Raw genomic sequence first — 25,767 nt, forward strand, 5'->3', positions numbered from 1 at the left:
GTTTATCTATTCCAAGGTAATTGATTACTATGTACCTTTATCTTCTTTGGTTTATCTTTTTTATTAGGATCTTGTCCTTGATTTGTAGCAGTATTCTTCACAACTGCTTCACGTTGAACGTTTACTTGAATTCTACCTAAACAAGCATATCTTGCAACGTCTTTTGAAATACCATATAACATTTCATCAAAGATGCGTTTACCTTCTCTTTGATAAATAATTAATGGATTTTGTTGACCATATGATTGTAATCTTACGCCTTGACGTAATTCTTGCATTGTATCGATATGGCGCATCCAATAAGTATCAATCACACGTAACATGATTACCTTTAAGAATTCATTGTAAATTTCAATCGGAACTTGCGTTTTCTTTTCTTGAAGTAATTTAATACCTACTTCTTTTAAGTATTCAACAACTTCTTTTTCATCAAACTTTTCTAATGTTTCTTTATCTAGTGTTCCTTTAGGGAATAAGAAACTTTCGAAGTGCGTAATGATGCCATCATCATCAATGTCAAATTTATTTTTACCAACTGGTGTAATGTAATCATCAACTTCAGATTCAACAACATCTTTAATAAATTGAATCACTGATGATTCAACTGACTCATCTTTTAAAACTGCTGTTCTTTGGTCATAAATAATTTCTCTTTGTAGACGTAAAACATCATCATATTTTAAAACATTTTTTCTAATTTCAGAGTTATTACCTTCACTACGTTTTTGAGCACCTGTAATAATATTTGAAATCATCTTGAATTGGATTGGTTCCCCAGTTCCTTGAAGTTTCTTAAAACGTTCAAAGACAGTCTTAAAGGTTTCACCACCACGGCGAACTAATAATTCATCATCAGCTGATAAGTAGAATCTTGAGAAACCAGGATCCCCTTGACGTCCAGCACGTCCTCTTAACTGATTATCAATACGACGTGAATCGTGCTTTTCAGAACCTAAGACAGCTAAACCACCTAATTCTTTTACACCTTCACCTAATTTAATATCAGTACCACGACCAGCCATATTGGTTGCAATTGTTACCGCACCTTTTTGACCAGCTTTCGCAATAATTTCAGCTTCTCTTTCATGGTTTTTCGCATTTAACACTTCGTGTCTAATACGACGTTTAGTTAACATCATTGATAAATGTTCTGAAGTTTCAACCGCAATTGTACCAATTAAGATTGGTTGTCCTAATTGATGGCGTCTTTCAACTTCACTTACTAATGCTTCATATTTTTCTTCTGCAGTTACAAAGAAATAATCTGGTGCATCTTCTCTAATGACTGGTTTATTTGTAGGAATTTCGATAACTTGCATGTTATAAATATCGATAAATTCTTCTTCTTCAGTTTTTGCAGTACCCGTCATACCTGAAAGTTTTTTATACATTCTAAAGAAGTTTTGGTATGTAATTGTAGCAACTGTAACAGTTTCTTTTTTAACTTCTACGCCTTCTTTAGCTTCAAGTGCTTGATGTAAGCCTTCAGAGAATTGACGACCCTTTAAAATACGTCCTGTAAATTGGTCAATAATTAATACTTCTCCGTCTTGAACCATGTACTCTTTATCTTTAAACATTGTAAAGTTTGCTTTTAATGCATTGTTAATGTGGTGTAATAAAGAAACGTGTTTTAGATCGTATAAGTTATCGATTGAGAACATTGTTTCAGCTTTTGTAATACCTGATGGAGACAATTCTACTGTGTTTGCTTCAACATCTAATTCATAATCTTCATCTGCTAAAGATTTAACAAATCTATCTGCTTGTTGATATAGATTTTGAGTTGCTTTTGCAGGACCAGAAATAATTAATGGCGTTCTTGCTTCATCAATTAAAATTGAGTCGACTTCATCGATAATTGCGTATGGATAGCCACGTTGTGCAACCATATCTTGATGGTATAAAACCATGTGGTCTCTTAGGTAGTCAAAACCTAATTCCGCATTTGTTGAATACATAACGTCGCAAGCATAAGCTTCTTTTTTCTGTGGTCTATCGTAGTCTCTTAAGTTTAAACCAACAGTTAGGCCAAGATATCTAAATAAATTACCAATTTCACCTTCAGCTTCACGTTTTGCTAAATATTCATTTACTGTAACAATATGAACGCCTTCTCCATTAAGCGCGTTTAAATAAGCAGGCATAACAGATGTTAAAGTTTTACCTTCCCCTGTACGCATCTCTGCAATATTACCCTCATGGATAGCAATCCCACCAATAACTTGCACATAGTATGGAGTCATACCAGTTATACGAGTAGATGCTTCTCTAACAGTAGCGAATGCTTCTGGTAAAATTTGATCTATCGTTTCACCATTTTTTAATCTTTCTTTTAAAATAACTGTCTGATTTATTAATTCTTCCTCAGTCATTTTTTTGTAGACATCTTCTAATGCCATTACTTTATCAGCTACTTTTTTGTAACGTTTTAAAGCCTTTTTTGTGGAATCAAACATTCCAAACATAACTTCACATCCTCTTATCTATAATCTATTTGCCTAGGCTCTTCATAAAATCTTTCAATATGATTTTATTATGGTGCATTAAATCATCCCAAGGGATTTCATCAAATGAAAACCATTGTAATGTTTTTACCTCATTTTTTTGTGGTTTCAAATCACCTTTATATTGGTCTACAACATAAATATGATCGATAACATAACAAACATCTCCGTTCGGATAAGTTATTTTGAAATCTTTACCACTATAATTTTTGAAAAAACAATATGATAAAATATCTAAATTCGTTTCTTCTTTCACTTCTCTTATTAAGGTCTCCTCTAAAGTTTCACCAAGTTCCATTGAACCTCCATGAAGACCCCATTTTAAGTTATCACTTCGCTGCTGTAATAATATTTTATCGTATTTTACGATAATTGCAGCACTTGCTGGCATAAATATGGGTGCATGATTTACGAATTTTCTTATATCACTGATATAACTCATTCATGAATCTCCATAAATTTAGAACCATCAAGGTCAAATGCATGAATCATTTCTTGCATAATTAAAATATCCACTAAATAATAATCCAGTGATTGTCCTGTTAAAGGAACTTTAATATTTGGTTCAAGTGTATTTTTGTTATCATTGATTGCAACATATAGTCTATTTCCTTGGAATAATAATGCAATTGTTCCTTTAAATAATCTTTCAATACGTTGAATTTCTTCTAACATTACAGGTGTAATGATATAAAATGCATGTTGATCATCACCTGTTAAAACACTGAACTTTTTATTAAATGCGATACTTTCTGTCTCAATCTTTTTTAAACCAAAATTATTAAAACTTATGTTTAATAAACCTTTTTCTGAAATTCTTAAATCATGTTTAAAGATACGTTTAAATTCAAACATAAAGAATCTTCCTTTAAAGAAAGTTTCATAAGTTACATAAGTATTTCCCTTGCTGTCACGCCTAACATGGCGGTCTTCTAAATGGAACTCTGAAACCTGGAATTTAACACCATTTTTTTCACCAGAGATAAAATCTTCTCCTCTCCAGCGATCAGGTTTTCTTGTTAAACCCGTTTTCAAGAAAACATCTAAAGGAATATGGCCTTTTGGCTCATATGTTACGTTATCATAGTTAGCCTTCAATAATGATGTAATTAAATTACTCTTAAACATTTGATTGAATTGTGCAATATGCTTATATCCAATAGAGGCAACAATTGCTCCGATGATAATTAAGACAAAGCCAATGACCATAAAGAGCGCTCCAGTATCTGGAAAAGCAATTCCTAGTAAAAAGCCAATTGCACCAATCACAAAGAAAGGTATTGCTCGTTTATTATATTTTTTTTGTTCTGCTAAAATGACTAATCTTTGTGCTTCTAATTCTCTTAACTTTTCTTCCATATACCCTACCTCTTTTTAGCAAAAAAGCAGAAACTATTTTAAGCCGTTTCTGCTATTTAATGATTCAACTGAATCAAAAATTGAAATCTACGTCTTGACGTTTAACTGCTTCTGCTTCAAAGAAATCACGTTTTGTGAAGTTCTTCCAACCAGCAACTAAGCTAGATGGGAACACAACTAATTTTTGATTGTAAATTGAAACGTTTGAGTTATAAACACGACGCGCTGCTTGAAGATTTTCTTCAACTTCTACAGTTGCACTTTGTAACTTAGCAAAGTTTGCTGAAGCTTTTAAATCAGGGTATTGTTCAACCACAACATTTAATTGTGATAAACCTTGAGATAATTGATTAGCGAAATCTTGTTTTTCTGAAATAGATGCATTTCTTGCAGGTTGTCTCATTTCGATAACCTTAGCTAATGTTTCAGATTCATGTTTCATATAACCTTTAGTAGCTGAAACCATTTTTGTTAATAAATCATAGCGTTTAGTTAATGCGATATCGATAGATGATTCTGATTCATCAATTTTAACAATCATTGTTCTAAATGAGTTTACTGTTGAAATATACCAAGCGATAAAGATAATTGCAAAGAAAGCAATAACCCCTAAAATAATCCATAATACTGTTAAATCCATGTGTATTTCCTCCTTTATGCTTTTTTACTGCAGTTATTATTTTATAATAAATGTTTGAAAATATCAATGGAATCAGTTTTTTCCCAAGTAAATGCATCCCCAGTCTTACCAAAGTGACCATTATTCACTGTTTGTTTAAAGATTGGACGTTTTAATTGGAGTTTTTCGATAATACCTTTAGGGGTAAGTTTGAAGTTACGTTCTAAGACTTCTTGAATCTTCGCATCGCTTACAACACCTGTTCCAAATGTGTTTACATAAATTGAAACTGGCTCAGCAACACCGATTGCATAAGCTAATTGAATTTCACAAGTTTTAGCAACCTTACTTGCAACAACTTGTTTAGCAATGTAACGTGCCATGTATGCAGCTGATCTATCCACTTTAGAAGCATCTTTACCTGAGAATGCTCCGCCTCCATGACGTGCAAATCCACCGTATGTATCAACAATAATCTTACGACCTGTTAATCCTGAGTCTCCTACTGGACCACCAATAACAAATCTTCCCGTTGGGTTAATGTAATACTTTGTATTAGGAGTTAATAAGTTTTCTGGAATTACAGGCTTAATAACATGTTCTAAAATATCTTTTTTAACTTCTTCTAAAGTCTTTTCTTCATAATGTTGCGTTGAGATAACAACTGCTGTAACTTCAACAGGTTGATTATTATCATCATATAAAACAGAGACTTGGCTCTTACCATCAGGTCCTAAACCGAACACCGTTCTATTTTCTCTAACTTCTTGTAATTTCTTAGTTAATTCGTGTGCTAAGAAAATTGGTAATGGTAATAAATTTGGAGTATCATCTTTAGCAAACCCAAACATAATACCTTGGTCACCAGCACCTTGTTCTTTGTTTTCATTTTCATCAACGCCTAGTGCAATATCTGCAGATTGTTTATTTAATTGAATATGAAATTCTAAATCATCTACATTAAAGATGAATCTTTTTTGTGTATAACCAATTGAAGCGATTGCTTCTTTAGCAACTTTCATTATGTTTTCTTTAGTAAGGTCAGCTTTTGTTGTGACTTCACCATAAATGAAAACACTCTTGTTTGCTACTGATGTTTCAATAGCACATCTTGAATTTGGATCTGCTGATAAACAGAAATCAACTAATGAATCTGAAATAAAATCAGCTACTTTATCTGGGTGACCTTTTGTCACACTCTCACTTGAAAATACGAAACTCATGGTTTTTACCTCTTTATATATTTTGTCAAAAAAAATCGCCTCCAACAAGGAAGCGTCTTTGAACAAATCCTTATTGCTGGGTTTCCCCCTCACGTCTTAGCACCTAATTTAATAGGTTGCTGCAGGGTCTATGGACCGTTGACCTCGCCTGCTCTTAATAAGTTGCGATTTAGTTTGCTTATTTATCATACTACGAATGTAAATCTTTGTAAAGCACAATTATAGATTTTGGTATAATTGATTTAATTCTTCGTTATACTTATAGAATGTATCCTTTAAATTTCCATCGATATAAGGTGATAATTCTTTTAAAATGAACTGCATTGCTGTCTGATGATTATAAGGTCTATAGTAACTTGAAACACTTCTTAAGGTTACATAGAAATCAGAAATTAAAATGATTTGAGATTCAATATCAGGTTGAATCTTACGCATTTCATTAATGAAACTTTCTGACGGCATATCTTCATGGTGCGTACGAATAATATCAATTGTTTTTTTAGCCAATTGAATTCTTTTTGCAATTCTTGCGCCTAATTCTGTTTTTGTTCTTAACACATCATAAGATTGCTCAGTTTGATTTTCTGACTCTATCATTAAGTCTTTAATCTCATCAAATTCTAAATGTAATAAACTATAATTTTCAATACGTTCAATTGCTTCTTTATCTAAATTATAGTAATCTGCTAATTTCACACTCACACGTGAAACTCTATATGCATGCGTTTCATCTAGCAAGCTTGAAACTGATTGGAAAACAATATTAAAGAAGTTTTTAACAATATGCGTGAAGTCATCTTGAACTTGACGACGTTTTGTTAATTCTTTTTTACGCTCTTCTTGAATGGTTTGTCCTATAGAAACGATAATATAGTTAACTAAATAAAATAATGAGAAAATAACCGTTCTTAAAATGAGGGCACCGAATTGACGGCTCATAGAAGGATCATTTAATAATTGGTAAGAAAACTCTTGCCAAGTTAATTCCATATGGAAAAAATCATAAGTGACTGCTATATGAATTAAAGTGACAAATCCTAATAAACTTACAAATGAATTGGCAAGTAATCTTTTATCTTGATATAAAGAAATTTGAACTAAAGAATAATAAATTAAGACATATGCCGCAGTCTCAAACAATTCATTTCGTCCGACCGCATAAATTCTTACATAGACCAAGACTGCCGATATAAAAATCCAGAAACTAGAAACATACATTGCAATCTGTTGCTTTGTTAAATCGTTTTTGTCTAAGTTAATTAATCTATTTTGTAATTTTCCTACAGAATAAGTAATCGGAAGTGATGCAACGGCAAAAAGCCAATCTGTTGTTGGATTGGCTACTGAAAATCCGAGAATAAAGAATACTAACGAATATAGGATGTTTGATATAAAAACGATATTTTTAATGACAACGTTTCTACGATATAAAACGGCAACATCATTGGTTACATCGATCCCTGTTTCGAAACCAAAAAACTTTGAAAATACTCGTTTCCCAAACCCTTTTAATTTATTTTTTGGTTTTTTTAAGTCCACTTTTATTTACCTTTTGATTTTTTTTGCATTAATTCAAATAAACTTAATTTATGATAATCAGGATTTTCTAATGCTAAGTTTTCATTCATCACTTGAGCAACACGAGTTGAAGCAGCCGCAGCAATTGCTCCAACAATATCATCCATTAATGTATGAACGATTCCGTCTTTCTTTCCGTCTTCATTTAACTTCGCTACGACTCCACGCTTATTGACGTCAATATCACCAAAGTTTGTTTGGCCAATTGCACCATATAAACGAGCAACATCTAATCCTAAAGTTTCATCCAATCCAAATAACCCTAAGTCATAATATAGAATGTCTTGAATTGGACCTTTAAACATTTTTTCTTCAGCTAATCTATCAACTTCAGCAGCAAATTGAATATGGTGGAAAACATCTCTAAATGTTAAGATTTTTTCAACTGATTCGATGCATAGTTGTAAATCGATATCGGGGTAATATTTTGATTGTTGTGCATGGGCAATTGTGGCAATATCATGTACAGTTACACCACCACGACGTTGAAGTGCTTCGATATTTAATCTTAGCATTTCTTCACGATTATAAAGTAATTTAGATTTATCCATTTATGAACCCTCCATCTTTAAATAAGTTTTGACCATTTAAAAAGTCTTTAACCATTAGCTTATTTTTTCCAGATTGTTGGATTTCAACTAATTCTAATCCACCATCCTTACAGCCAATGATTAACCTTTTATTAACGATTCTAATTTCATTAGGTTCAATATTTATTATATCACTTATGCGTGTTTTAAACACTTTTACTGTTGTGCCACCGATTTCAAAGTGTGCTCCTGGTAGCGGACTTAAGCCTCTTACACGGTTATGATTCCATAAAAGAGATTCATTAAAGTTCAATGCTTCATCTTCATACTTAATGGTGTAAGCAAATGTAACTTCTTCATCCATTTGTTTTTGTTTACCGTAAGTACCTCTTAAAACATCATCTAAATTCTTTTCTAATAAATCACGCCCAGCGATTGATAGTTTCTTTGTTAATGTTCCATAGTCATCTTCATCTTCAATCTTAACAACTGCTTTATCAATCATATCTCCAGCATCCATCTTATAAACCATTTCCATTAAGGTAATACCAGTTTCTTTTTCACCATTGAAAATAGAATACTGAATTGGTGCGCCACCACGGTATTTAGGTAGTAGTGAACCATGGACATTAATTGCCTTAATTTCGTTTAGTAAGGCCTTTGGCAGGATTTGTCCAAAAGCGGCTGTAATAATTAATTTCGGTTTTAAATCTAGTATTTTTTGATATTCTTCTTTTAATTTAACTGGTTGAAAAACTTCAATTCCGTGTTTTAACGCAACTTTTTTAACTGGTGAAGGTGTTAAAATCTTTTTTCTTCCTACTGGTTTATCAGGTTGAGTAACAACTAACCCAACTGGATACCCATTTTCAATTAACATTTCCAAAATTGGAACTGAAAATTCTGGTGTTCCCATAAATACGATCATTTTATTTCTCCTTAATTCCATATCAATTCAAAACTTGTTTCTAAATTGTATGAACGTTCATTTCTTAGCATCTCTACTAAAGCTTGATCTAGTGTTTGATACTTCACAAGCAATAAGAATCGGTAAGCCCTATCGTTTTTTAAAACTAACGATGGACTTGGGCCAATAACTTTGTAATTTCTTGATAAAATCTCATTTTTTAACATAAATGCATACTGATAAGCCTTTAAGTAGCTCTCATATTCTACTCTTATTTGTAACAAATTGAAATAAGGAGGCATCGATGTTAGTTTTCTATTTTGTAATTCAACATCATAGAAATTTAAATTATGCTTTAATGACTCAATAACCACATGGTCAGTTTGGTAACTTTGAATAACCAATCGATGACTTGCAATATGGTGTGCATTCTTAAATAAGATATAAGCATTTTCTGATGCATCATATCTTGGTACTTTTAAGAATTGGTCAGCCATTAATATCCCAACCAATGAAACTTTCTTAGCAAAAATATCTTTTAATGCCATTTGTGTTCCAATGATAATTTTGATATCTTTATTTGTTTCTAATGTTTCAGCAATTTCATAAACTTCTTTATTTGATAAAGTATCTCCATCAATTCTTAAAAGTGTTTTTCGATCATAAATCTTTTCTAAGAATACTTCTAGTTGTTCAATACCACTACCTACGGGTTTCATGGTCTCTTTATGACAAACTGGACAAGTCTTAGAAAATGGTTCTTGATATTTTGTGAGATTAGAACGTAAGATATTTTCTTTTTCACTATAGTTAAGTGGAATATCTGTTTCTTTGTCTTTTGGAACATATCCACAACTCCTACACATCACAAATGGGGCATATCCCTTTTGATTCATGATAAGCAAAGTCTTTTGATCATTTTTAATTGCACTATCAATATAAGTTTTTAATGAGTGACTTAACATCTTCGTATTTCCACGTAATAGTTCATCCTTCATATCAACAATATCCACAAATGCTTCTTTTGCTTTTTCAAATTCAATTAAAACTAACTTTTTATCTAATATTTCTTTTGCTTGTTTTAGTGTTCTTGTATGTGTTTCATATATTAATGTTGCACCATAAAACTTTGCTTTTAATCTTGCCACGTCTCTAGCATCATAATATATACCATCTGTTTGAACATATGCACTATCATGGCTTTGTAAAGCAATAACAAGCCCTAAATCATTAAACTTATCAAAGACAGAGCTACGTGTCCCAACGGTAATTAATGACTCTTTTTCTAGGATTGCTTTTTTATAAAAATAAGTTTGTTTGACAGTATGATTTGAATCTAAAATTGTAATTAATTCATTCGGAAACAATTTTTGATAAATATCAACATACTTATTCACCAAGAATCTTTCCGGTACTAAAATTAATACCTGCTTTTGTTTATAAATAGTTTCTTCTACTAACTTATATATAAGATTAGTACTATATAAATTACTACCTTCAAACACAAATTCTTTTAGCTTACTTTTTTGTATCTTCTCATAATGTGTTTGATTTTCTTTTAGTAAATCAATTGGTTTTTGTTCAATTAACTCTTCGTAATTGGTTAAACGTTGTTCTTTTTCTACAATACCTAAGACTTTCTTTTTAATTAATGTATTAACAACACCACTACTTGTTAATAGGTTTAAATATCTCCTTGAAATAGATTCATAACTTTTAACAATTGATATTACTTTTTGATGAAGTTCTGTCCCTTGATAACGATAATCTAAAAGTTCGATATACTCATCATATTTTTTAGCAACTTTTTGTTTTAAAATAGTTTCAATTTTTACTTTATTTTTTTCTTTTAATGTCAGTAATCTTTGATAATATTTTTTATCAGATGATTTTAGAATCCATTCATTCTTACGATTAAATTTAGACTTTAAATCATCTTTGATATCTTGGTCAAGTAATGTAACCTTCTTTTGATAACTTAGGACTAAATCTAATGGGATGACTGTTTCTACAGCCTTCGCAAGTAATGCAGTTGGATTCAAGGTTAAATACTTAATGTATGTAAATATTTCTTCATCCACAACTGGTTCTAAGTCAATAATCTCATCGATATATTTAGTTGCAACATCACTTTCTTCACATAAATCATAAACTAAACCTTGTCGCTTTAAATCATGATCAGTAAAAGGGACAATAACTCTCATCCCTTTTTTAATAACTTCTTCATCTTCTGGTTTCACAAAATAATCGAAAGTTTGATTAATATTTTTATGCTTCATATCAACGATAACTTTTGCTATCAACTTTATCACCTGACTTTATTATATCATTTATGATATATCTAAAAAACATAAAAAAACATCCCAGTGAAGGGATGTTAATTATTTGATTTCATTTAATAGTTTATTAATATGATTTCCATAAGCTAATGCTTCATCATATTTGAAGATTAGATCAGGAATCTTTCTCATATTTCTAATTTTTTCAGCTAAACGCATTCTAATTACTTTTTTATTTTCATCAAGAACTTGTTGTGCTTTTGCGATGATTTCTTTTTCATCTCTTAAAATTGTGTAATATACTGTACAGAAACTTAAGTCTTTTGTTACTTTTGTTTCAGTTAATGTAATATAACCAATTTGACTATTTTTTACAACATCATTAATGATGTAAACTAATTCTCTTAAGATTAGAGAACCTAGGCGCTCAGTTGTAATACTCATTGTTAGACTACCTCAACTTCCCTTTCGATTGATGCTTCTATTATATCACCTTCTTTTAAATCATTGAAGTTTACAATAGACATACCACATTCGAAACCTTGTCTAACTTCTTTCACATCATCTTTAACACGACGTAAAGTTGCTAAGTCACCCTTGTAAATTACAATACCATCACGGATGACTGATACTTTAGATTCACGTTTAATGACTCCGTCTGTAACCATACATCCTGCAATTGTACCGACTTTAGAAATCTTGAATAATTGACGTACTTCAGCTTGACCTGTAACAACTTCTTCGAAAGTTGGTGCAAGCATACCTTTAAGTGCTTTTTCAATATCTTCAGTAATACGATAAACAATATTATATAAACGAATTTCAACACCTTGTTGTTCAGCAAATGATTTAACAGCTGCTGTTGGACGAACGTTAAATCCGATAACAATCGCATTTGAAGCTGCTGCTAGTGAAATATCAGTTTCACTGATTGCACCAACACCGCTACGAACGATATTTGCGTGGAATCCTTCAACATTGATTTTTTCTAACATACCTTTTAATGCTTCAATAGAACCTTGAACGTCACCTTTTAAAACTAAGTTTAATACTTTTTGACCATCGTCTTGAGCACCAAACATTGTTTCTAGAGAAGTTGCTTTTTGTTGTTTAGCGATTGTTTCTCTTTCTTTTGCAGCTCTTTGTTCAGCAATTTGTCTAGCCATACGTTCATCTTCAAATACCATGAAGATGTCCCCTGCTTGAGGCACTTGGTCTAAACCTGTAATTTCGATTGGAGTTGCAGGACCTGCTTCAGTGAAACGACGTTTTAAATCATCATTCATTGTTCTTACTCTACCGAATGTATTACCAATGACTAAAATATCACCAACACGTAATGTACCGTTTTCAACAATTAATGTTGCAACTGGTCCACGACCTTTATCAAGTGATGCTTCAATGACTGTACCTTTTGCTAAACGTTTTGGATTAGCTTTTAAATCTTCAATTTCAGCAACTAATAAAATAACATCTAATAATTCATCAATACCTGTGCGTTTTAAACCAGAAATCATAACATAAGGTGTTGTCCCACCCCATGATTCTGGAGTTAATCCATGGTTTGATAATTCACTCATAACTAAATCTGGATTTGCATTTGGTTTATCAATTTTATTTACTGCAACAATAATAGGAACTTTAGCAGCTTGCGCATGTTGTAAAGCTTCAATTGTTTGAGGTTTCACACCATCGTCTGCTGCAACAACTAAAATAACAATATCTGTTACTTTAGCACCACGGATACGCATTTCTGTGAAGGCAGCATGCCCTGGAGTATCAATAAATGTAATTTTATCTCCATTCCAATCTACTTGGTACGCACCAATATGTTGCGTAATCCCACCCGCTTCGCCAGCTACAACTCTAGATTTTCTAATAGCATCTAATAAAGTTGTTTTACCGTGGTCAACGTGTCCCATAATAGTAATAATTGGGCTTCTTTTTACTAAATCTTTTGGATCATCAACAATCTCAATTTCATCATAACGAGTTAAGTCTGTAATTACTTCATCTTGAAGTTCTACTCCTAAATCCATCGCAATTAATTCAACAGTTTCTCTGTCTAGTACTTGGTTTACTGAAGCCATCATACCTAATGACATCAATTTTTTGATTAAGACTGCATTTGCAAGTCCTAGTCCTTCCGCAACATCCGAAACCGTCATCTCTGGTTTATAAGTTAAAACTTTTTTAGTGTTTGACACTTCCTTAGTTTTTACTGGGATATTTGATTTACGAAAATCTTTTTTTACTGGTTTTTTAGCCATATAAAATCACAACCCTTTCTACTTCAGTAATTCGCCAAACCCCTTATCTTTTATGCCTACTACTTTTACATTTTGTTTACCAATAGCACTTGATAGTTCTTCTGTTGAATGCCTATCATTGACTTCGACTTGGTAAGTTTTAGCTTTATCACTGATTTTCTTTTTTGTATTTTCACCTGCATCAGAAGCTAAAAGGATTAATGATAGTTCACCATGTCGCATGGCTTCTACGACATAGTCAGTTCCTAAAATAATCTTTTTCGCTCTATATGCTAGGCCTAAAGCGCCCTTATTCATAAGAGTGCTAGGAGTTCCTCATAGATACTATCAGGAACATTAACTTCTAATTTTTTATCTAATGCCTTGCTTTTTTTAGCAAGTTCAATAACTTCTTTACTTAAGATTAAGTACGCACCGCGTCCGTTTGCTTTGCCTTTGGCATCGACTGAAACAACGCCTTCTTTAGTGGCAACAACACGAATTAAATCTTTTTTAGGGCGCACCTCTTTAGTTACAACACAAGTACGCATTGGCACTTTTTTGATCATGTGTGTGAACACTCCTTAAACTATTGTTTAATAAATAATTCCTTCTTGATGTGCAACTGTTTCAGATTTAATATCAATACTCCAACCTGAAGCTTGAACTGCTAACTTAACGTTTTGTCCTAACTTACCGATTGCAAGTGATAATTGAGCATCTGGAACGATTGCTAATGCAGTCTTTTCTTTTGGATTAATCTTAGTAACTGCAACTACTGGCGCTGGTTGTAATGAATTTGCAATTAAATCTTTTTCATTATCTGACCATCTAAATAAATCAATTTTTTCTCCGCCTAGGAATTTAGAAATTTCTTTAATACGTAATCCGCCTTCACCAACTGTTGCACCAATCACATCAACATTTGGATTATTAGAACGTAAACCTACTTTTGATCTGTCACCAGCATCACGAGCGATACCAACAACTTCAATTGTTCCATCTTTAATTTCTGGAACTAAATCTTCTAATAATCTTGTTACTAAAGCAGTATTTGTTCTAGAAACATAGATTTTTGGACCCTTAGTTTTCATTTCAACATCTGTGATTAAAACTTTAACTCTATCACCTATGTGGAAGTTATCTTGTGGTAAAGTTTCTTTCTTAGGTAACATCACCACTACATCTTTAGCAATTTCAATACGGTAGAAGTCTTGTTCAACATCTAACACTCTAGCATTAACCATTTCATTTTGTAATTTCTTTAGTGCTTGATATTGTGTTTCTTTTTTAATTGAATTTAAAACTTCATTATAACGATTCTTTAAATCACGTGATGCATTATGATTGAATTCTGATGGTTCAATCTTAACTTCTAATACTTCGCCTGCTTTAGCACGTGCATTGATTTCTTTTGCATCTGCTAATGTGATGAATGTATATTTTTTATCTAAATCTAAGCTGATTTCACCTTCTGGTAACACATAGTATTGACCATAAATTAAAATCTCATTTTTTTCTTCTCTAAAATCAACGCGGCAAGTTTGAACGCCTAATTGTTTCTTACATGCAGCAATTAATCCTTGCTCGAAAGCATAGAAGACTTGTTCTCTTGTTAAATCATTATCAAGAGCTACTTCTTCAATATTTGCGTAGAACGCTTTACTAATCATTTATTTCACCTCTAAAATTTGACAGCTAGTCTTATAAATTTAATTTGTTCGTATGGAATTGCTAGTTTTTTAGGTCTTCCCTTTAAGAAGAAACTTATTTTTAAGATTCCTTCTTCAACACTATCTAATGTTGCATCTCCTGTAAAGTTTTGTGATTCAATGTATACATATCCACCAACATTTTTTGTAACTTCATCTATATTTCTCAGTTCTTTTTCAATACCAACTGTAGATAATTGTAGATAATAGTTGTCAGGAATATCGTCATTGATTTCATCTAAAACTTCCATATGAATAGCCTCTAAAGATGTGTGATCAATTTCGTTATCAATGAGAATGGTAAGGATTTTTTCTTTTCCCATGCGTTCTTCAAAGATATCGTATAATACTAAATCATGCTTTGAAAAGATTGCTAGTACCTTCTCTTTAATTAAATTTAGGTTCATTGCACCCTCCTTCACAAAAATAAGTGAGAACACCAGGGCCCCACTTACATCTTCAAAAAAATTATACCATTTATAAGAATAAATGACAAGAAATAAAAACTTCTATGCTAAAATATATGTGAATAAAGTGAGGTTTATTATGAAAAAAGGTGTTTATCCGGGTTCATTCGATCCACTAACTTTAGGTCATTTAGACGTGATTACACGTGCATCTGAATTAGTAGACGAACTCTATGTTATCGTTGCCGATAATCCAAAAAAGAAGTTTTCGTTTTCATTAGAGAAACGACTTGAAATGATTAATAAAGTAATCAAACATTTACCTAATGTTAAAGTTACTGCAACTGATGATTTAGTTGTTAGATTTGCAGCAAAAGAAAACATTAAGTTACTTTTCCGTGGATTACGCAACATTGCTGATTACGAATATGAATATCAGTTATATCAATTTAATAGAAATTTAAATCCTGATGTGGAAACAGTTGTCTTATTCCCATCAAGTAGAAACCACTTCGTTTCAAGTTCTTCAATTAAAGAATTAGTCTATCATGGTGCAGATATTTCTTTATATATTCCAGAAGAAATTGTTGATGATGTGATTGATGGATTACCTAGAAAATAACAAAAAGCCTTCAATCGAAGGCTTTTTCTTTGCTTAATTTTCTATTTCTTGAATATGTTCAGTCTTTTTCTTTATAATTTTTCGTTGTAATACAGGAACAAGAATAAGAATCACTGCTTGAATTAAAAACGCAATTCCATAATAAAGGGAATAGTTTTCTAAATGGTACTTATGCTTATACATGTATAAATATCTAAAATATGCACTGTTTAATGAAATAACCATCAGAACCCTTGGGAAATATGCTTTTTTAAAAAACATTAAGAATAAACATATACCACCATTAATGATGAAGATAATGAATAAAAAAGGCCCAATATCATCATGTATATGAACTGCTAAAAATAAAGCATTATATATAAAAGTAATTAATTCATAAATTGTAACTTTTTTATAGAAAAATAAAATAAGTGGAATAACAAACATAAACGTTGCAACCGTAATCACTGAATGAAAATCTAATATATAGAGTGAAAACATCGCAAGTGATACGATTAGAAGCGTCAATTTATTTTCGAAAAATCGATAAATATCTTGATTGATCTTAAATTTTGGTTTCTTAAAAATAATTTCATAGTGTACTAAATAAGTAATAAACCAAATCAGTAATCCCGCTAATGTCGTAAACATTAATAATATAAAATAATACTTTCCATTAATTATTGAATCCTGAATAAATATTTGTTCAGTCGTAATTTTTGCATATCCAATTAAGATTGGCGCATATAAAACTAAGTTACATAAATTTAACCCAACCGTTAATTCAGTATTCTTAAATACTGTTTTTTTGGCTTCTTCATCGTGTGTTACATTCGATAGGTAGATGAATCTTGATACAGTATATAATACGATACCTACAAGAATCGTACCTAGGTTAATAAAAAACGGCCATAAGGATTGGGTTTTTGCATAGGCAACAATTACACTAATAAATCCCCCTAAAACAGTAATTAAATACGCAAACATACTTAACATATTAAACAGTGATTTTTCCTGTTTAACATCTTTTTTCACTTCAAGTGTTTCTTTTTCCTTGATTTCACCATTTAAAATATCATCTACAGTTACACCAAATATAATGGCTAATTTAGGTAACATGGTAATTTCAGGAAATCCCTCTCCAGTTTCCCAACGAGAAATTGCTTTATCGGTTACACCTAATAAGTTTGCAAGATCCGATTGCGTTAAACCTTTTTCTTTTCTTCTTTTTTGTATAAACTCTCCAATTAATTTTGGATTCATACTTATCACCTCAATTTTATTATCCCTTTAACACTTAAAAAAACCACCCATGCAAAAAAGAAGTCACTCTATGAATCATGGAGTGAGCTTTAGATCAAGTTATTTTCTTTAAAAAAATCGTATAACTTATCATCTTCAATGTGTGGGGCAATGAAAGTTGCTTCCTCTTTGATTTCATCTAACCAACGAGAATTTCCCATAATAACGCCCTTATCAGCTAATCTAATCATGCCAAAGTCATTATGTCCATCCCCGACACAAATAAGTTCATGCTCTGGATATTTTTGTTTGATAATTGAAACCGCATGTTCTTTTGAAACCCTTGGATAAACTAAATCAATTCCACCATAATGCCATAAGTATGGTTTGAAATTAGTATAACTTTTTGCTAAATCTAGTAAGACTTGTTGGTCTTTATTAAATACCCATAATTGATATACCTTGTGATTTAGGTAAAAGTCCGCATCTACTTTTGGTTTATTCGTATCATATCCTTTAAATGCGTAACTTACATGTTCATCAACAAAGGTAATGGCTTCTTCATCATATCCGACCATTCCCATAGAGAACCCTCGATTCATTGTATCTTGTGCAACTTTGTCAATATCTCTTTTATCGATTGGATCATCAAAAATGATTTTGTTATTTTCTAAAATAACACCACCATTAACTAAAACTTTATATTTAAAATATGGTAATAAATCATTTAATACATTAATCTTTGCCGGTCCACGTCCAGTTGCTAAACCTAAGACATAATCAGGGTTACTTGCAATTTCTTTAATTAATTTAATTGTTTGGCTTAACACTTTTTGTTGTTTAGAACTTCTTAAAGTATTATCAATGTCAAAAATATATAGTCTTTTCATATGCTACCTCTTCCTAATTTATTTTATCATGAAACAAATTATTCATATTTTTAATTTTTTTATAGTATAATAAAAGAAAGTTTTAGCGATACGAGGTTTATCACATGCAAAGAAACACGCTGCTTAATACCGATGAAATCGGGGTTTTTGCCTTAGGTGGACTAGGCGAAGTAGGTAAAAATACCTATGTTTACGAAATTAAAGATCAAATTTTCATTGTCGATGCAGGAATTTTATTTCCAGACGATGATTTACTAGGAATTGATTATGTCATTCCTGATTATACTTATTTAAAAGAAAACGAAGAGCGAATCGTCGGTCTTTTTATCACGCATGGTCACGAAGACCATATTGGTGGTATCCCTTATTTACTAAAACAAGTTAAAATTCCTAAAATTTATGCATCTGGTATTGCTGTTGATTTAATCGAATATAAATTAGGTGAACATAGAGATATTCAAATGCCTAAAATTGAAGAATATAAATCATATTATACTTACAACTTTAAAGGCGTTGAGTTATCATTCATTAGATTAAATCACTCAATTCCAGATATGTTTGGTTTTGTCTTTAAAACAGAACATGGAAATCTCTTCCATACTGGGGACTTTAAGATTGACTATACACCAGTAGGCCCTCATGCGGAATACGATAAGTTAGCTCAACTTGGTAAAGAAGGAACACTTCTTATGTTATCTGACTCAACCAATGCTGAACAAGAAGGTTTAATTCAATCAGAATCAAAAGTTGGTAAATCTATTAATGAATTATTCACTAGAATTCCTGGAAGAATTATTATTGCGACTTTCGCATCAAACCTTTACCGTATTCAACAAATTATTGCTGCAAGTGAATTAACTGGTAGAAAAGTTGCAGTCTTTGGTCGTTCTATGGAACGTGCAATTGAAGCTGGTATCCAATCAGGTTACATCAAACCTAAAAAAGGAACACTTGTTGATCCTGAAGAATTAAATAAATTTAGATTAGAAGAAACTTGTATTCTTGTAACTGGTTCTCAAGGTGAACCACTTGCAGCATTATCAAGAATCGCTAATGGTTCTCACCGTCAAATTAAAACAGTGAAAGGTGATACTGTTATCTTCTCTTCTTCTCCAATTCCTGGTAACCAAGACCCAATTAATAAAACTATTAACCTTTTATTTAGAAATGATGTTAATGTTATTACGCACGGACCAATCGCTGATACACATACATCAGGACACGGTTCACAACCCGACTTAAAATTAATGTTAACTTTAGTAAAACCTAAATTCTTTATTCCAATGCATGGTGAACATAGAATGTTAAAACATCATAAACAATTAGCAGTTGATTGCGGTGTGAAACCAGAAAATGTTTTAATCATGGACAATGGTGATGTTGCAGCTATTACAAAAGATACATTACGTCATGCTGGTAGAGTTCAAGCAGGTGATGTTTATATTGACGGTACAGGTATTGGTAATATTGGTAACTCTATCTTACGCGAAAGAAAAATCCTTTCTGAAGAAGGTTTATTCTCAATTGTGTTGACAATTGACTCAAATAAAAAACAATTAGTCACTGATCCAACGGTTATCTCTCGTGGCTTTATCTACATGAAAGGTAACGAAGAATTAACTCAAAGTTTAAGTAACGATGTGAAGAAATTAGTTCAATCAGAATTACCTAAGAAGAGTTATAATGAATTAAATCTTAAACAAAGTATTATTGATATGTTAAGTCAAAAAATCTATGATATCACTTTAAGAAAACCAATGATTATCCCAATCTTTATGACATTATAAAAATAAGAGTTATGCAAACAATGCATAACTCTTTTTATTTAAAATATTAATTTCTGCAACCATCACAAAACTTACTGGTTTAAATTCCATAAAATCAATTGATGAAGCCGTTTCAACAACCGGTTCTTTTAATTCTTCAATTGTTTTATTTTCAAAAATTAAATGTGCTAATTCTGGTTTATCAATAAATGGATTTCTATTTCCTTGTGGATTAATTGCCTTACCACTTGGGTTAAAAGCAATCCCACTATAAATGAATTCATTTCTTTGAATTTCAAATTCATCTACCGGGTCTTCTTTATGCCATTCGATTAATAATGATAATAAACCACTATAAGCGCCAGAAAGTGTATAGTTTGTGTTTGGATCATTAATTAATTTTGATTCATCATCAGTTAATGTTAAGAAATCATACTTAATAACCATATAGAATAAAATTCTTGCAACATCGCCTTTGAATTCATCCCCTGGATAAAATGCTTCTGAACCAACTGTTTTAGCAGCACCAGAGCCTGCTGTAAAATATCTATTTGAACGTGTTTGATTAATACCTGTGATTGCACGTAGGTTATGTACATCTGAACCCTGATTCTTAGAACTATTTTCTACTCTTGGAATACCTAATTTAGAGTTTGGCCAAACGTGCTCTCTTTGCCAAGCACCTGCGCCTGAACCAATCCATTCGGTTGCAATCTTATCTCCATCATACATGCCATATACATATGTTTCTCCATCTTTAGTGATACGATCACTATAAGATAAAACATATCTAGCATCACCATATGAAATCGGATTAAAGTTTGTATTGACGATGGTTCTTAAACTAATAATTAATTCATCACCTGTTTTATTTTTTGCATCATAATAATATTCACCAGTGCCAAAACCTGCTTCAGTATAATAGTAATATCCTTCGGCATTTTGTTTAGCTGAATATCCTTCCTCTGGATCAGTACCTGGATTTGTTCCTGGGTCTTCAGTATCTACAACTGGTGGATAAAGAAATTCATCTAAATACCCGTTAGCATATAAATATACGCCAGCACCAACAATAGCAAGTAATAATACAATGACTAAAAACTTAAGTGGGGTACTAAGTTTTTTGTATTTTTTTACGACTTTTTTCACTTGCTTCTTTTTACTTTTCGCCATGATTATGCCTCCTTGTTTGACTCAACTTATTATACATTGTTTTTAGTAAAATAACCAATAAATGTTTATCTAATAAATCAATCTATGAATCATAGAATTCAATTCTTTTACACATATACTTTATCAATTAATGATTCGATTGCTATATCTATTTTTATTCTGTACAATAGTGATAGATTAGCTTAAAGGGCGGTAAGTAAATGAAGAAAATCACGATGATCATTATTTCATTTTTATTGATATTTATCATGAATGTAAATATTGTATACGGTATGAATGTACAAAATCAAACGAAATATCCTTCACCAATCATTATTTCTGGTGTGCATCCACATTATTTAGGAAAAACAGTAAATGTTTTTGATCTTAATTTTAATACTTTAGATTCAATTCAGTACAGTCAATCTATATATACTCAAGACTGGTTAGATTCTCTAACTTTTGAACGTATTGAATCCTACGAAATTAAACAAACTGAATATTTTGGCTATAGTGATGCAAATTACCAAAATAGATTCTATAACGAAATAAATTTACCCAAATTTGTCGATAAGACACAAACACTCTTTATGAATCATCAATTATCACTTATCAATTTATATCAAAAACTAGGTAAGGAAGATAACGGGTTTTTCTATAATAGCGGTGTTACGATTCAAACGGATAAGATTTATGTAAATAACTTAGACACTCAATTAGAAAACATTGAACTTATCCCTGAGTTTATTAATGAGTTGTTTATGTTAGACCAAGTTCCACAAACTGAATACATTCATTATGCAAAATATATCCTACTTTCCTATGGAACTCATGTAGCACTCGGTGCTTCTTTTGGAGGAAGTTATAATATATCCATATCATTACAAGATGATGCTACTGATTTTGAAAAACTATTAATTAACACTAACTTTTATCAAATCCCTGATTATCTGAATGACACAATTGAACTTGTTCACCCTAAACTTACTAAAGTGTTATCTTCAGTACCATTTCCATCATATTTTTCTAGTGATATTCGTACAATAGGTGGAAAGCATTTAAATTTCATTAACTTAAATGCAGTAAATAGTGATGTAAATAATTGGAAAAGTACTTTTACAGAGGATTCATATAAAAACATGATTGGCTATGAATTAACTCCAATTTGGGACCTACTACCTTCAAAAATTGAAGTACCAAATTATGGTGTAGTTAAATTAGATTACATCAAGACTATCTTTGAAAAAGCTTATCTTGAATTATCACTAACTTATACATCCAATTAATAAATAAAAACCTATGTGATGAAAACATCATTACATAGGTTTTTTCTTATTCTTCATTATCTTTTGATAATTGTTTTCCATTTAAAAGGGTAATATGGATTACTCTTCTTTTAAAGATATTCTCATAAACAATCGTTTTTAAATAAAACGATGCTCTTTTTTCATCAAGAATTAAACCTGAGTTTTTAAGTTCTTTATCTAAGGTTACGAGTCTGATAGCTAAGATGTTACCCATGACAAAAGTTGGTAACTTAATATATTTTCTATTTAAGACTTGATATATGTTTTTTATTTTATAAATATTGTTTTCTTTATCTACTACATTAAAATATTTTCCCAAAAATACATTCAATTTTTCATTATATAATGTTTTTTTATCTACTTCATTGTAGATTTTTATCTTTTTATCTATTTTTTTACCATTAAACTCAAAACTTGCAGTTAAAATTGTTTTCTTCTTTTGTTTTATTTTTCGATAGAGTTCTTCTTTATTTAGCAATCCATATTGACGTTTTCCATCAATACACCACTGTACCGATTTTATTGAACCATCTTCTCTTTTAATGTCTTTAAAGTTAACCCCCATCTTATTATCATTAATTAAGTCTGTTTTTAATTCTTTGATATAAGATTTTAAAACCTTTCTAGATGCTCTATGTTTAATATTTAAGTGATAAATTTCATTAATACCTTCGATGCTAATTGGTAACATAAATGAAATATCATCTTTAATTTTTATACTGCCTTCATGATTTAAATATGGATTATCATAAAAGTTATAACAATACCCTTTAGGTAAATACTTGTATATTTTTTCCTGATTTTTTAATATTAATGGTTTTCCATTTAATCTTCTTACTTTAGTTGGGTTAATTAAACCTCTTAATTCAATATTTTGCTCAAAAACTGCTTTCTTATCTTTATTTTCTAAAATAAGTTTGATATCAGTCTTTCTAACAACTGATCGAACGATTAATGTGTTATCATTTAACTTATCTCTTTGCCAGATATTTTCATACTTCACATTCAATTCATCACTCACTAAAACTGGTAACTTAACTTGATATGTTTTATTCTTAAGAATTTCATTTTTAAGTTCATTGAAATGATATAAGTAATCTGCCTTTTCAGATCTTTTTATTTGTATTGAAATTTCCTTGGTAACTTTATCATCATATAATACTTTAACAAAAACACTTGTTTCAGTTGTTTTTGGTAAAACAAGTTGTTTAGTTTCCTCATCTAAATATGCACCAAAAACTTCATATGTTAAACTTTTATTAAATAACCTTATCGGTTTTAACATCATTAACCCATTAGAAACTCTACTTTTTAAAATAATTTTATTATCAAGATGCTTATCTTTATACACCACTAAGCTTAATAGACTGAATGGTAAATAAATAATTGCCGTTAATAAAAATAAAAACATACCGTAAACTAGTTGCCATGTCAGTATTTTAACTAATAACCAAGCACTCTTAAATTTAGCTGAAAAGACATATTTATATTTTAATGTTAGGGTAAAACTTTTAATATTATTTATTAAATATTTAATGGGTTCATACGGTTCTTTGACATAAATAATTTCATTGGGTGATAATACTTTTTTTCCAAATAAAGATTTGACAGCTATATACAGATATATAGGTAATAAATAAATTAATGTAAAAACAAACATCACTGCTAAAACAATTAAGATTATTGGTGATAATAAAACAATGTAATAATAAGTTAGATAATCTAATAGATATAACCAAAGTACTTCAAATACTTTAAGAATTGACTTGATAATTATTTTTATATATTTGACTATAAAATTGAAAATAATCTCAAAGCCTTTGGAAATCCATTTTATCAATTTAAAAAGATTCTTAAATAAAAATAAAGGTAATGTATAAAAAATAAATTTAGGTGTCTGGATAAAGATTAAGTGCAATACTAAAACAAAATAAATTTTTATTAACTTAATTGCTGAATGCATAAAGTTAGGTAGCATAATATAACATAGATAAATAAATTTAAAGAACCTAATCGTCATTTTATATATACTTAATCCAAACCATCTTAAGAATTTATAGATTGTTATGATTATGTAATTAATGAATACCTCTACGATCCATCTAAAAATTTTCAGAAGATATAAAAGTACATAGTAATATCCTTTATCAATTAGTTTTAATAATTTCCAAAGTTGAATTCCTGTGAATCTAATCATTATCCATATTGTTTTAAATAAATACCTAAAAGCCTTATAGATATTTAAAATGCAAACACTCCAAATCCATTTAAATACAACGCAAAAAACTTTTCCTAGATTCTCAAATAACCAAAAAGTTCCATCAATTAGTAAATTGATAAATCTACCTATATAGACCAAGATATATCGGTAAATCAAGCTACCCATTAAACTTATTGCTCGACCTAATTGTTTAAACACCCAACGAATACTAACGTATATATAAAAAAAGAATTTTCCAATTGGAACAAAAATATAACTATATATAAACCTTAGTGTTGGAATTATAATTTTTTCTTTGAAAAATATTGCTGAATACTTAATGATACGACCAATAAATAAAAAGAAACTAATGATTTTTTTAAAAACAACTTTAATTACATTTAAAAGTGCTTTTCCTATCATTAAGAAAAATTTCTTAATCATGAAAGCTGTCTTTAGCATAATGTTATTCCACAACCATTTAATAATTAATTTGAAAGCTCTACATATTTTCTTTAATAGCCTAATAAGGCTATGATATGTTTTCTTAATAAATAATCCAGTTGGGTATAAAATGTGTTGATAGTTCCAAAGAGTTGCACTTTTTAAACCAATTGCTATATACTTAATTCCTGTTACAATAAAGTAAAGGATAAGGATAAATAATCTCCATAAAGGTTTTAAAATATATCGATATATAATGACTGAAATAGACTTAATAATATATTTATATATAAAGATTGAAACATGTTTAATTGCTTTAATAAAGTAGATTGCAATGTATTTAAAACTAATATATATTCCTTTAAAAACCTTATAAAACAAAATAATGATGTAATAAATAAAGTGTTTGTAAACAAAAATAGATATAGTCTTTATACCTTTAATTAAATAGAGAATAATCGTTTTAAAAATAAGATATATTCCTTTAGAAATCTTCAATAAAAACTTAACAATATAAACAATTATATTTCTCCATAACAATGAGGATGATTTACTAACTGTGATTGCTACTTTTTTTATGACATAAGAAATTGCTGTGTAAATCCCAATAAAAACATATTTAAAAAGATTCCCTATGGATAAGGCAATCTTTTTTAATCCCATTGCGATTGAAATAATCAGTTGCCTCATCCAAAATCCCCTATTCTCAGTTAAGCTTTTATTTCATCCGATTTAAGTAATTACTTAAATTATACTATGTTTTTATAATTTTAAAAAAGGGTTTGATAAATTAAT

At 30.3% G+C, this 25,767-nt stretch carries 22 protein-coding genes and 1 riboswitch; of the genes, 3 read left to right on the plus strand and 19 right to left on the minus strand.

The features are described 5' to 3' along the window. Positions 1-2: 2 nt before the first annotated feature. The 15 genes from secA to EXC59_RS03450 form a co-directional block, all read right to left on the minus strand. Positions 3-2,468 carry a preprotein translocase subunit SecA gene (gene secA / locus EXC59_RS03380; protein ID WP_035368163.1) on the minus strand — a complete coding sequence of 822 codons (2,466 nt, stop codon included), beginning with the start codon at positions 2,466-2,468 and terminating at the stop codon, positions 3-5. A gap of 25 nt (positions 2,469-2,493) precedes the next feature. Continuing rightward, positions 2,494-2,949 carry an NUDIX hydrolase gene (locus EXC59_RS03385; protein ID WP_035368164.1) on the minus strand — a complete coding sequence of 152 codons (456 nt, stop codon included), beginning with the start codon at positions 2,947-2,949 and terminating at the stop codon, positions 2,494-2,496. Then, the gene (locus EXC59_RS03390; protein ID WP_162163867.1) at positions 2,946-3,866 is read right to left on the minus strand and encodes a DUF3137 domain-containing protein; all 921 of its coding nucleotides are present in this window, start codon (positions 3,864-3,866) and stop codon (positions 2,946-2,948) included. The genes EXC59_RS03385 and EXC59_RS03390 overlap by 4 nt, the downstream gene beginning before the upstream one ends. A 73-nt stretch (positions 3,867-3,939) precedes the next feature. Continuing rightward, the gene (locus tag EXC59_RS03395) at positions 3,940-4,506 is read right to left on the minus strand and encodes a LemA family protein (protein ID WP_162163868.1); all 567 of its coding nucleotides are present in this window, start codon (positions 4,504-4,506) and stop codon (positions 3,940-3,942) included. A gap of 41 nt (positions 4,507-4,547) precedes the next feature. Then, positions 4,548-5,708: a methionine adenosyltransferase gene (metK, locus tag EXC59_RS03400; protein ID WP_035368168.1), complete on the minus strand. Its 1,161-nt coding sequence runs from the start codon at positions 5,706-5,708 to the stop codon at positions 4,548-4,550. A 67-nt stretch (positions 5,709-5,775) separates the two neighbouring features. Next, positions 5,776-5,872: riboswitch (SAM riboswitch) on the minus strand. Between the two features lie 55 nt (positions 5,873-5,927). Continuing rightward, complete coding sequence (locus tag EXC59_RS03405) at positions 5,928-7,247, minus strand: HD domain-containing protein (protein ID WP_035368170.1); 1,320 nt, start codon at positions 7,245-7,247, stop codon at positions 5,928-5,930. Between the two features lie 2 nt (positions 7,248-7,249). After that, on the minus strand, positions 7,250-7,837 hold the full coding sequence (locus EXC59_RS03410) for a phosphatidylglycerophosphatase A (RefSeq protein ID WP_051658910.1): 588 nt from the start codon (positions 7,835-7,837) through the stop codon (positions 7,250-7,252). Further along, complete coding sequence (gene fmt, locus EXC59_RS03415; RefSeq protein ID WP_035368172.1) at positions 7,830-8,744, minus strand: methionyl-tRNA formyltransferase; 915 nt, start codon at positions 8,742-8,744, stop codon at positions 7,830-7,832. Before fmt ends, EXC59_RS03410 begins: the two co-directional genes overlap by 8 nt. An 11-nt stretch (positions 8,745-8,755) precedes the next feature. Continuing rightward, positions 8,756-11,026, minus strand: a complete 2,271-nt coding sequence (gene priA / locus EXC59_RS03420; RefSeq protein WP_035368174.1) for a replication restart helicase PriA — start codon at positions 11,024-11,026, stop codon at positions 8,756-8,758. Between the two features lie 78 nt (positions 11,027-11,104). Further along, positions 11,105-11,446: a 30S ribosome-binding factor RbfA gene (gene rbfA / locus EXC59_RS03425; protein WP_035368176.1), complete on the minus strand. Its 342-nt coding sequence runs from the start codon at positions 11,444-11,446 to the stop codon at positions 11,105-11,107. A gap of 2 nt (positions 11,447-11,448) precedes the next feature. Next, a complete protein-coding gene (gene infB / locus EXC59_RS03430) occupies positions 11,449-13,272 on the minus strand; it encodes a translation initiation factor IF-2 (RefSeq protein ID WP_084145048.1) in 1,824 nt (607 codons plus the stop codon). Positions 13,273-13,290: 18 nt separating this feature from the next. Next, positions 13,291-13,569 carry a L7Ae/L30e/S12e/Gadd45 family ribosomal protein gene (locus tag EXC59_RS03435; protein WP_035368177.1) on the minus strand — a complete coding sequence of 93 codons (279 nt, stop codon included), beginning with the start codon at positions 13,567-13,569 and terminating at the stop codon, positions 13,291-13,293. Continuing rightward, positions 13,566-13,820, minus strand: coding sequence for an RNase P modulator RnpM (rnpM, locus tag EXC59_RS03440; protein ID WP_162163869.1), 255 nt, complete (start codon positions 13,818-13,820; stop codon positions 13,566-13,568). The genes EXC59_RS03435 and rnpM overlap by 4 nt, the downstream gene beginning before the upstream one ends. Positions 13,821-13,847: 27 nt before the next feature. Next, entirely contained in the window at positions 13,848-14,924 is a 1,077-nt protein-coding gene (gene nusA / locus EXC59_RS03445) for a transcription termination factor NusA (RefSeq protein WP_035368180.1), read from the minus strand. A gap of 11 nt (positions 14,925-14,935) precedes the next feature. Next, entirely contained in the window at positions 14,936-15,370 is a 435-nt protein-coding gene (locus EXC59_RS03450; RefSeq protein WP_051658911.1) for a ribosome maturation factor RimP, read from the minus strand. Positions 15,371-15,509: 139 nt separating this feature from the next. Here EXC59_RS03450 and coaD point away from each other — a divergent pair, with 139 nt between their 5' ends. Further along, entirely contained in the window at positions 15,510-15,992 is a 483-nt protein-coding gene (gene coaD / locus EXC59_RS03455; protein WP_035368181.1) for a pantetheine-phosphate adenylyltransferase, read from the plus strand. 33 nt (positions 15,993-16,025) lie between these two features. On the opposite strand, the gene EXC59_RS03460 is transcribed toward coaD, so the two are convergent. Both EXC59_RS03460 and EXC59_RS03465 read right to left on the minus strand, forming a co-directional pair. Further along, positions 16,026-17,234 (minus strand): helix-turn-helix domain-containing protein, encoded by a 1,209-nt coding sequence (locus tag EXC59_RS03460; RefSeq protein WP_051658912.1) that lies wholly within the window; start codon positions 17,232-17,234, stop codon positions 16,026-16,028. An 89-nt stretch (positions 17,235-17,323) separates the two neighbouring features. Beyond that, positions 17,324-18,103, minus strand: coding sequence for an HAD-IIB family hydrolase (locus EXC59_RS03465; protein ID WP_035368183.1), 780 nt, complete (start codon positions 18,101-18,103; stop codon positions 17,324-17,326). 104 nt (positions 18,104-18,207) lie between these two features. Between EXC59_RS03465 and EXC59_RS03470 the strand changes: the two genes are divergently transcribed. Further along, positions 18,208-19,890, plus strand: a complete 1,683-nt coding sequence (locus EXC59_RS03470) for a ribonuclease J (RefSeq protein ID WP_035368184.1) — start codon at positions 18,208-18,210, stop codon at positions 19,888-19,890. A 9-nt stretch (positions 19,891-19,899) separates the two neighbouring features. On the opposite strand, the gene EXC59_RS03475 is transcribed toward EXC59_RS03470, so the two are convergent. Continuing rightward, the gene (locus EXC59_RS03475; protein WP_051658913.1) at positions 19,900-21,042 is read right to left on the minus strand and encodes an endonuclease I family protein; all 1,143 of its coding nucleotides are present in this window, start codon (positions 21,040-21,042) and stop codon (positions 19,900-19,902) included. A gap of 200 nt (positions 21,043-21,242) precedes the next feature. On the opposite strand from EXC59_RS03475, the gene EXC59_RS03480 reads away from it, so the two are divergent. Next, positions 21,243-22,307: an MAC/perforin domain-containing protein gene (locus EXC59_RS03480; protein ID WP_035368185.1), complete on the plus strand. Its 1,065-nt coding sequence runs from the start codon at positions 21,243-21,245 to the stop codon at positions 22,305-22,307. A 46-nt stretch (positions 22,308-22,353) separates the two neighbouring features. Here EXC59_RS03480 and EXC59_RS03485 read toward each other — a convergent pair whose 3' ends face one another. Next, the gene (locus tag EXC59_RS03485) at positions 22,354-25,662 is read right to left on the minus strand and encodes a hypothetical protein (RefSeq protein WP_035368186.1); all 3,309 of its coding nucleotides are present in this window, start codon (positions 25,660-25,662) and stop codon (positions 22,354-22,356) included. Between the last annotated feature and the right edge of the window lie 105 nt (positions 25,663-25,767).

This window comes from Acholeplasma hippikon (assembly GCF_900660755.1).
In the GTDB taxonomy this organism is placed as follows: Bacteria; Bacillota_I; Bacilli_A; order Acholeplasmatales; family Acholeplasmataceae; genus Acholeplasma; species Acholeplasma hippikon.

Bases quoted from the DNA above. Each gene is read 5' to 3' on its own strand.
- EXC59_RS03465 (WP_035368183.1), bottom strand. From the start codon at position 18,103: ATGAAAAGACTATATATTTTTGACATTGATAATACTTTAAGAAGTTCT.
- rnpM (WP_162163869.1), bottom strand. From the start codon at position 13,820: ATGATCAAAAAAGTGCCAATGCGTACTTGTGTTGTAACTAAAGAGGTG.
- EXC59_RS03470 (WP_035368184.1), top strand. From the start codon at position 18,208: ATGCAAAGAAACACGCTGCTTAATACCGATGAAATCGGGGTTTTTGCC.
- EXC59_RS03480 (WP_035368185.1), top strand. From the start codon at position 21,243: ATGAAGAAAATCACGATGATCATTATTTCATTTTTATTGATATTTATC.
- EXC59_RS03450 (WP_051658911.1), bottom strand. From the start codon at position 15,370: ATGAACCTAAATTTAATTAAAGAGAAGGTACTAGCAATCTTTTCAAAG.
- rbfA (WP_035368176.1), bottom strand. From the start codon at position 11,446: ATGAGTATTACAACTGAGCGCCTAGGTTCTCTAATCTTAAGAGAATTA.
- EXC59_RS03475 (WP_051658913.1), bottom strand. From the start codon at position 21,042: ATGGCGAAAAGTAAAAAGAAGCAAGTGAAAAAAGTCGTAAAAAAATAC.
- EXC59_RS03390 (WP_162163867.1), bottom strand. From the start codon at position 3,866: ATGGAAGAAAAGTTAAGAGAATTAGAAGCACAAAGATTAGTCATTTTA.
- EXC59_RS03395 (WP_162163868.1), bottom strand. From the start codon at position 4,506: ATGGATTTAACAGTATTATGGATTATTTTAGGGGTTATTGCTTTCTTT.
- infB (WP_084145048.1), bottom strand. From the start codon at position 13,272: ATGGCTAAAAAACCAGTAAAAAAAGATTTTCGTAAATCAAATATCCCA.
- metK (WP_035368168.1), bottom strand. From the start codon at position 5,708: ATGAGTTTCGTATTTTCAAGTGAGAGTGTGACAAAAGGTCACCCAGAT.
- nusA (WP_035368180.1), bottom strand. From the start codon at position 14,924: ATGATTAGTAAAGCGTTCTACGCAAATATTGAAGAAGTAGCTCTTGAT.
- secA (WP_035368163.1), bottom strand. From the start codon at position 2,468: ATGTTTGGAATGTTTGATTCCACAAAAAAGGCTTTAAAACGTTACAAA.
- coaD (WP_035368181.1), top strand. From the start codon at position 15,510: ATGAAAAAAGGTGTTTATCCGGGTTCATTCGATCCACTAACTTTAGGT.
- EXC59_RS03485 (WP_035368186.1), bottom strand. From the start codon at position 25,662: ATGAGGCAACTGATTATTTCAATCGCAATGGGATTAAAAAAGATTGCC.
- EXC59_RS03460 (WP_051658912.1), bottom strand. From the start codon at position 17,234: ATGAATCCAAAATTAATTGGAGAGTTTATACAAAAAAGAAGAAAAGAA.
- EXC59_RS03410 (WP_051658910.1), bottom strand. From the start codon at position 7,837: ATGGATAAATCTAAATTACTTTATAATCGTGAAGAAATGCTAAGATTA.
- EXC59_RS03435 (WP_035368177.1), bottom strand. From the start codon at position 13,569: ATGAATAAGGGCGCTTTAGGCCTAGCATATAGAGCGAAAAAGATTATT.
- EXC59_RS03385 (WP_035368164.1), bottom strand. From the start codon at position 2,949: ATGAGTTATATCAGTGATATAAGAAAATTCGTAAATCATGCACCCATA.
- fmt (WP_035368172.1), bottom strand. From the start codon at position 8,744: ATGATCGTATTTATGGGAACACCAGAATTTTCAGTTCCAATTTTGGAA.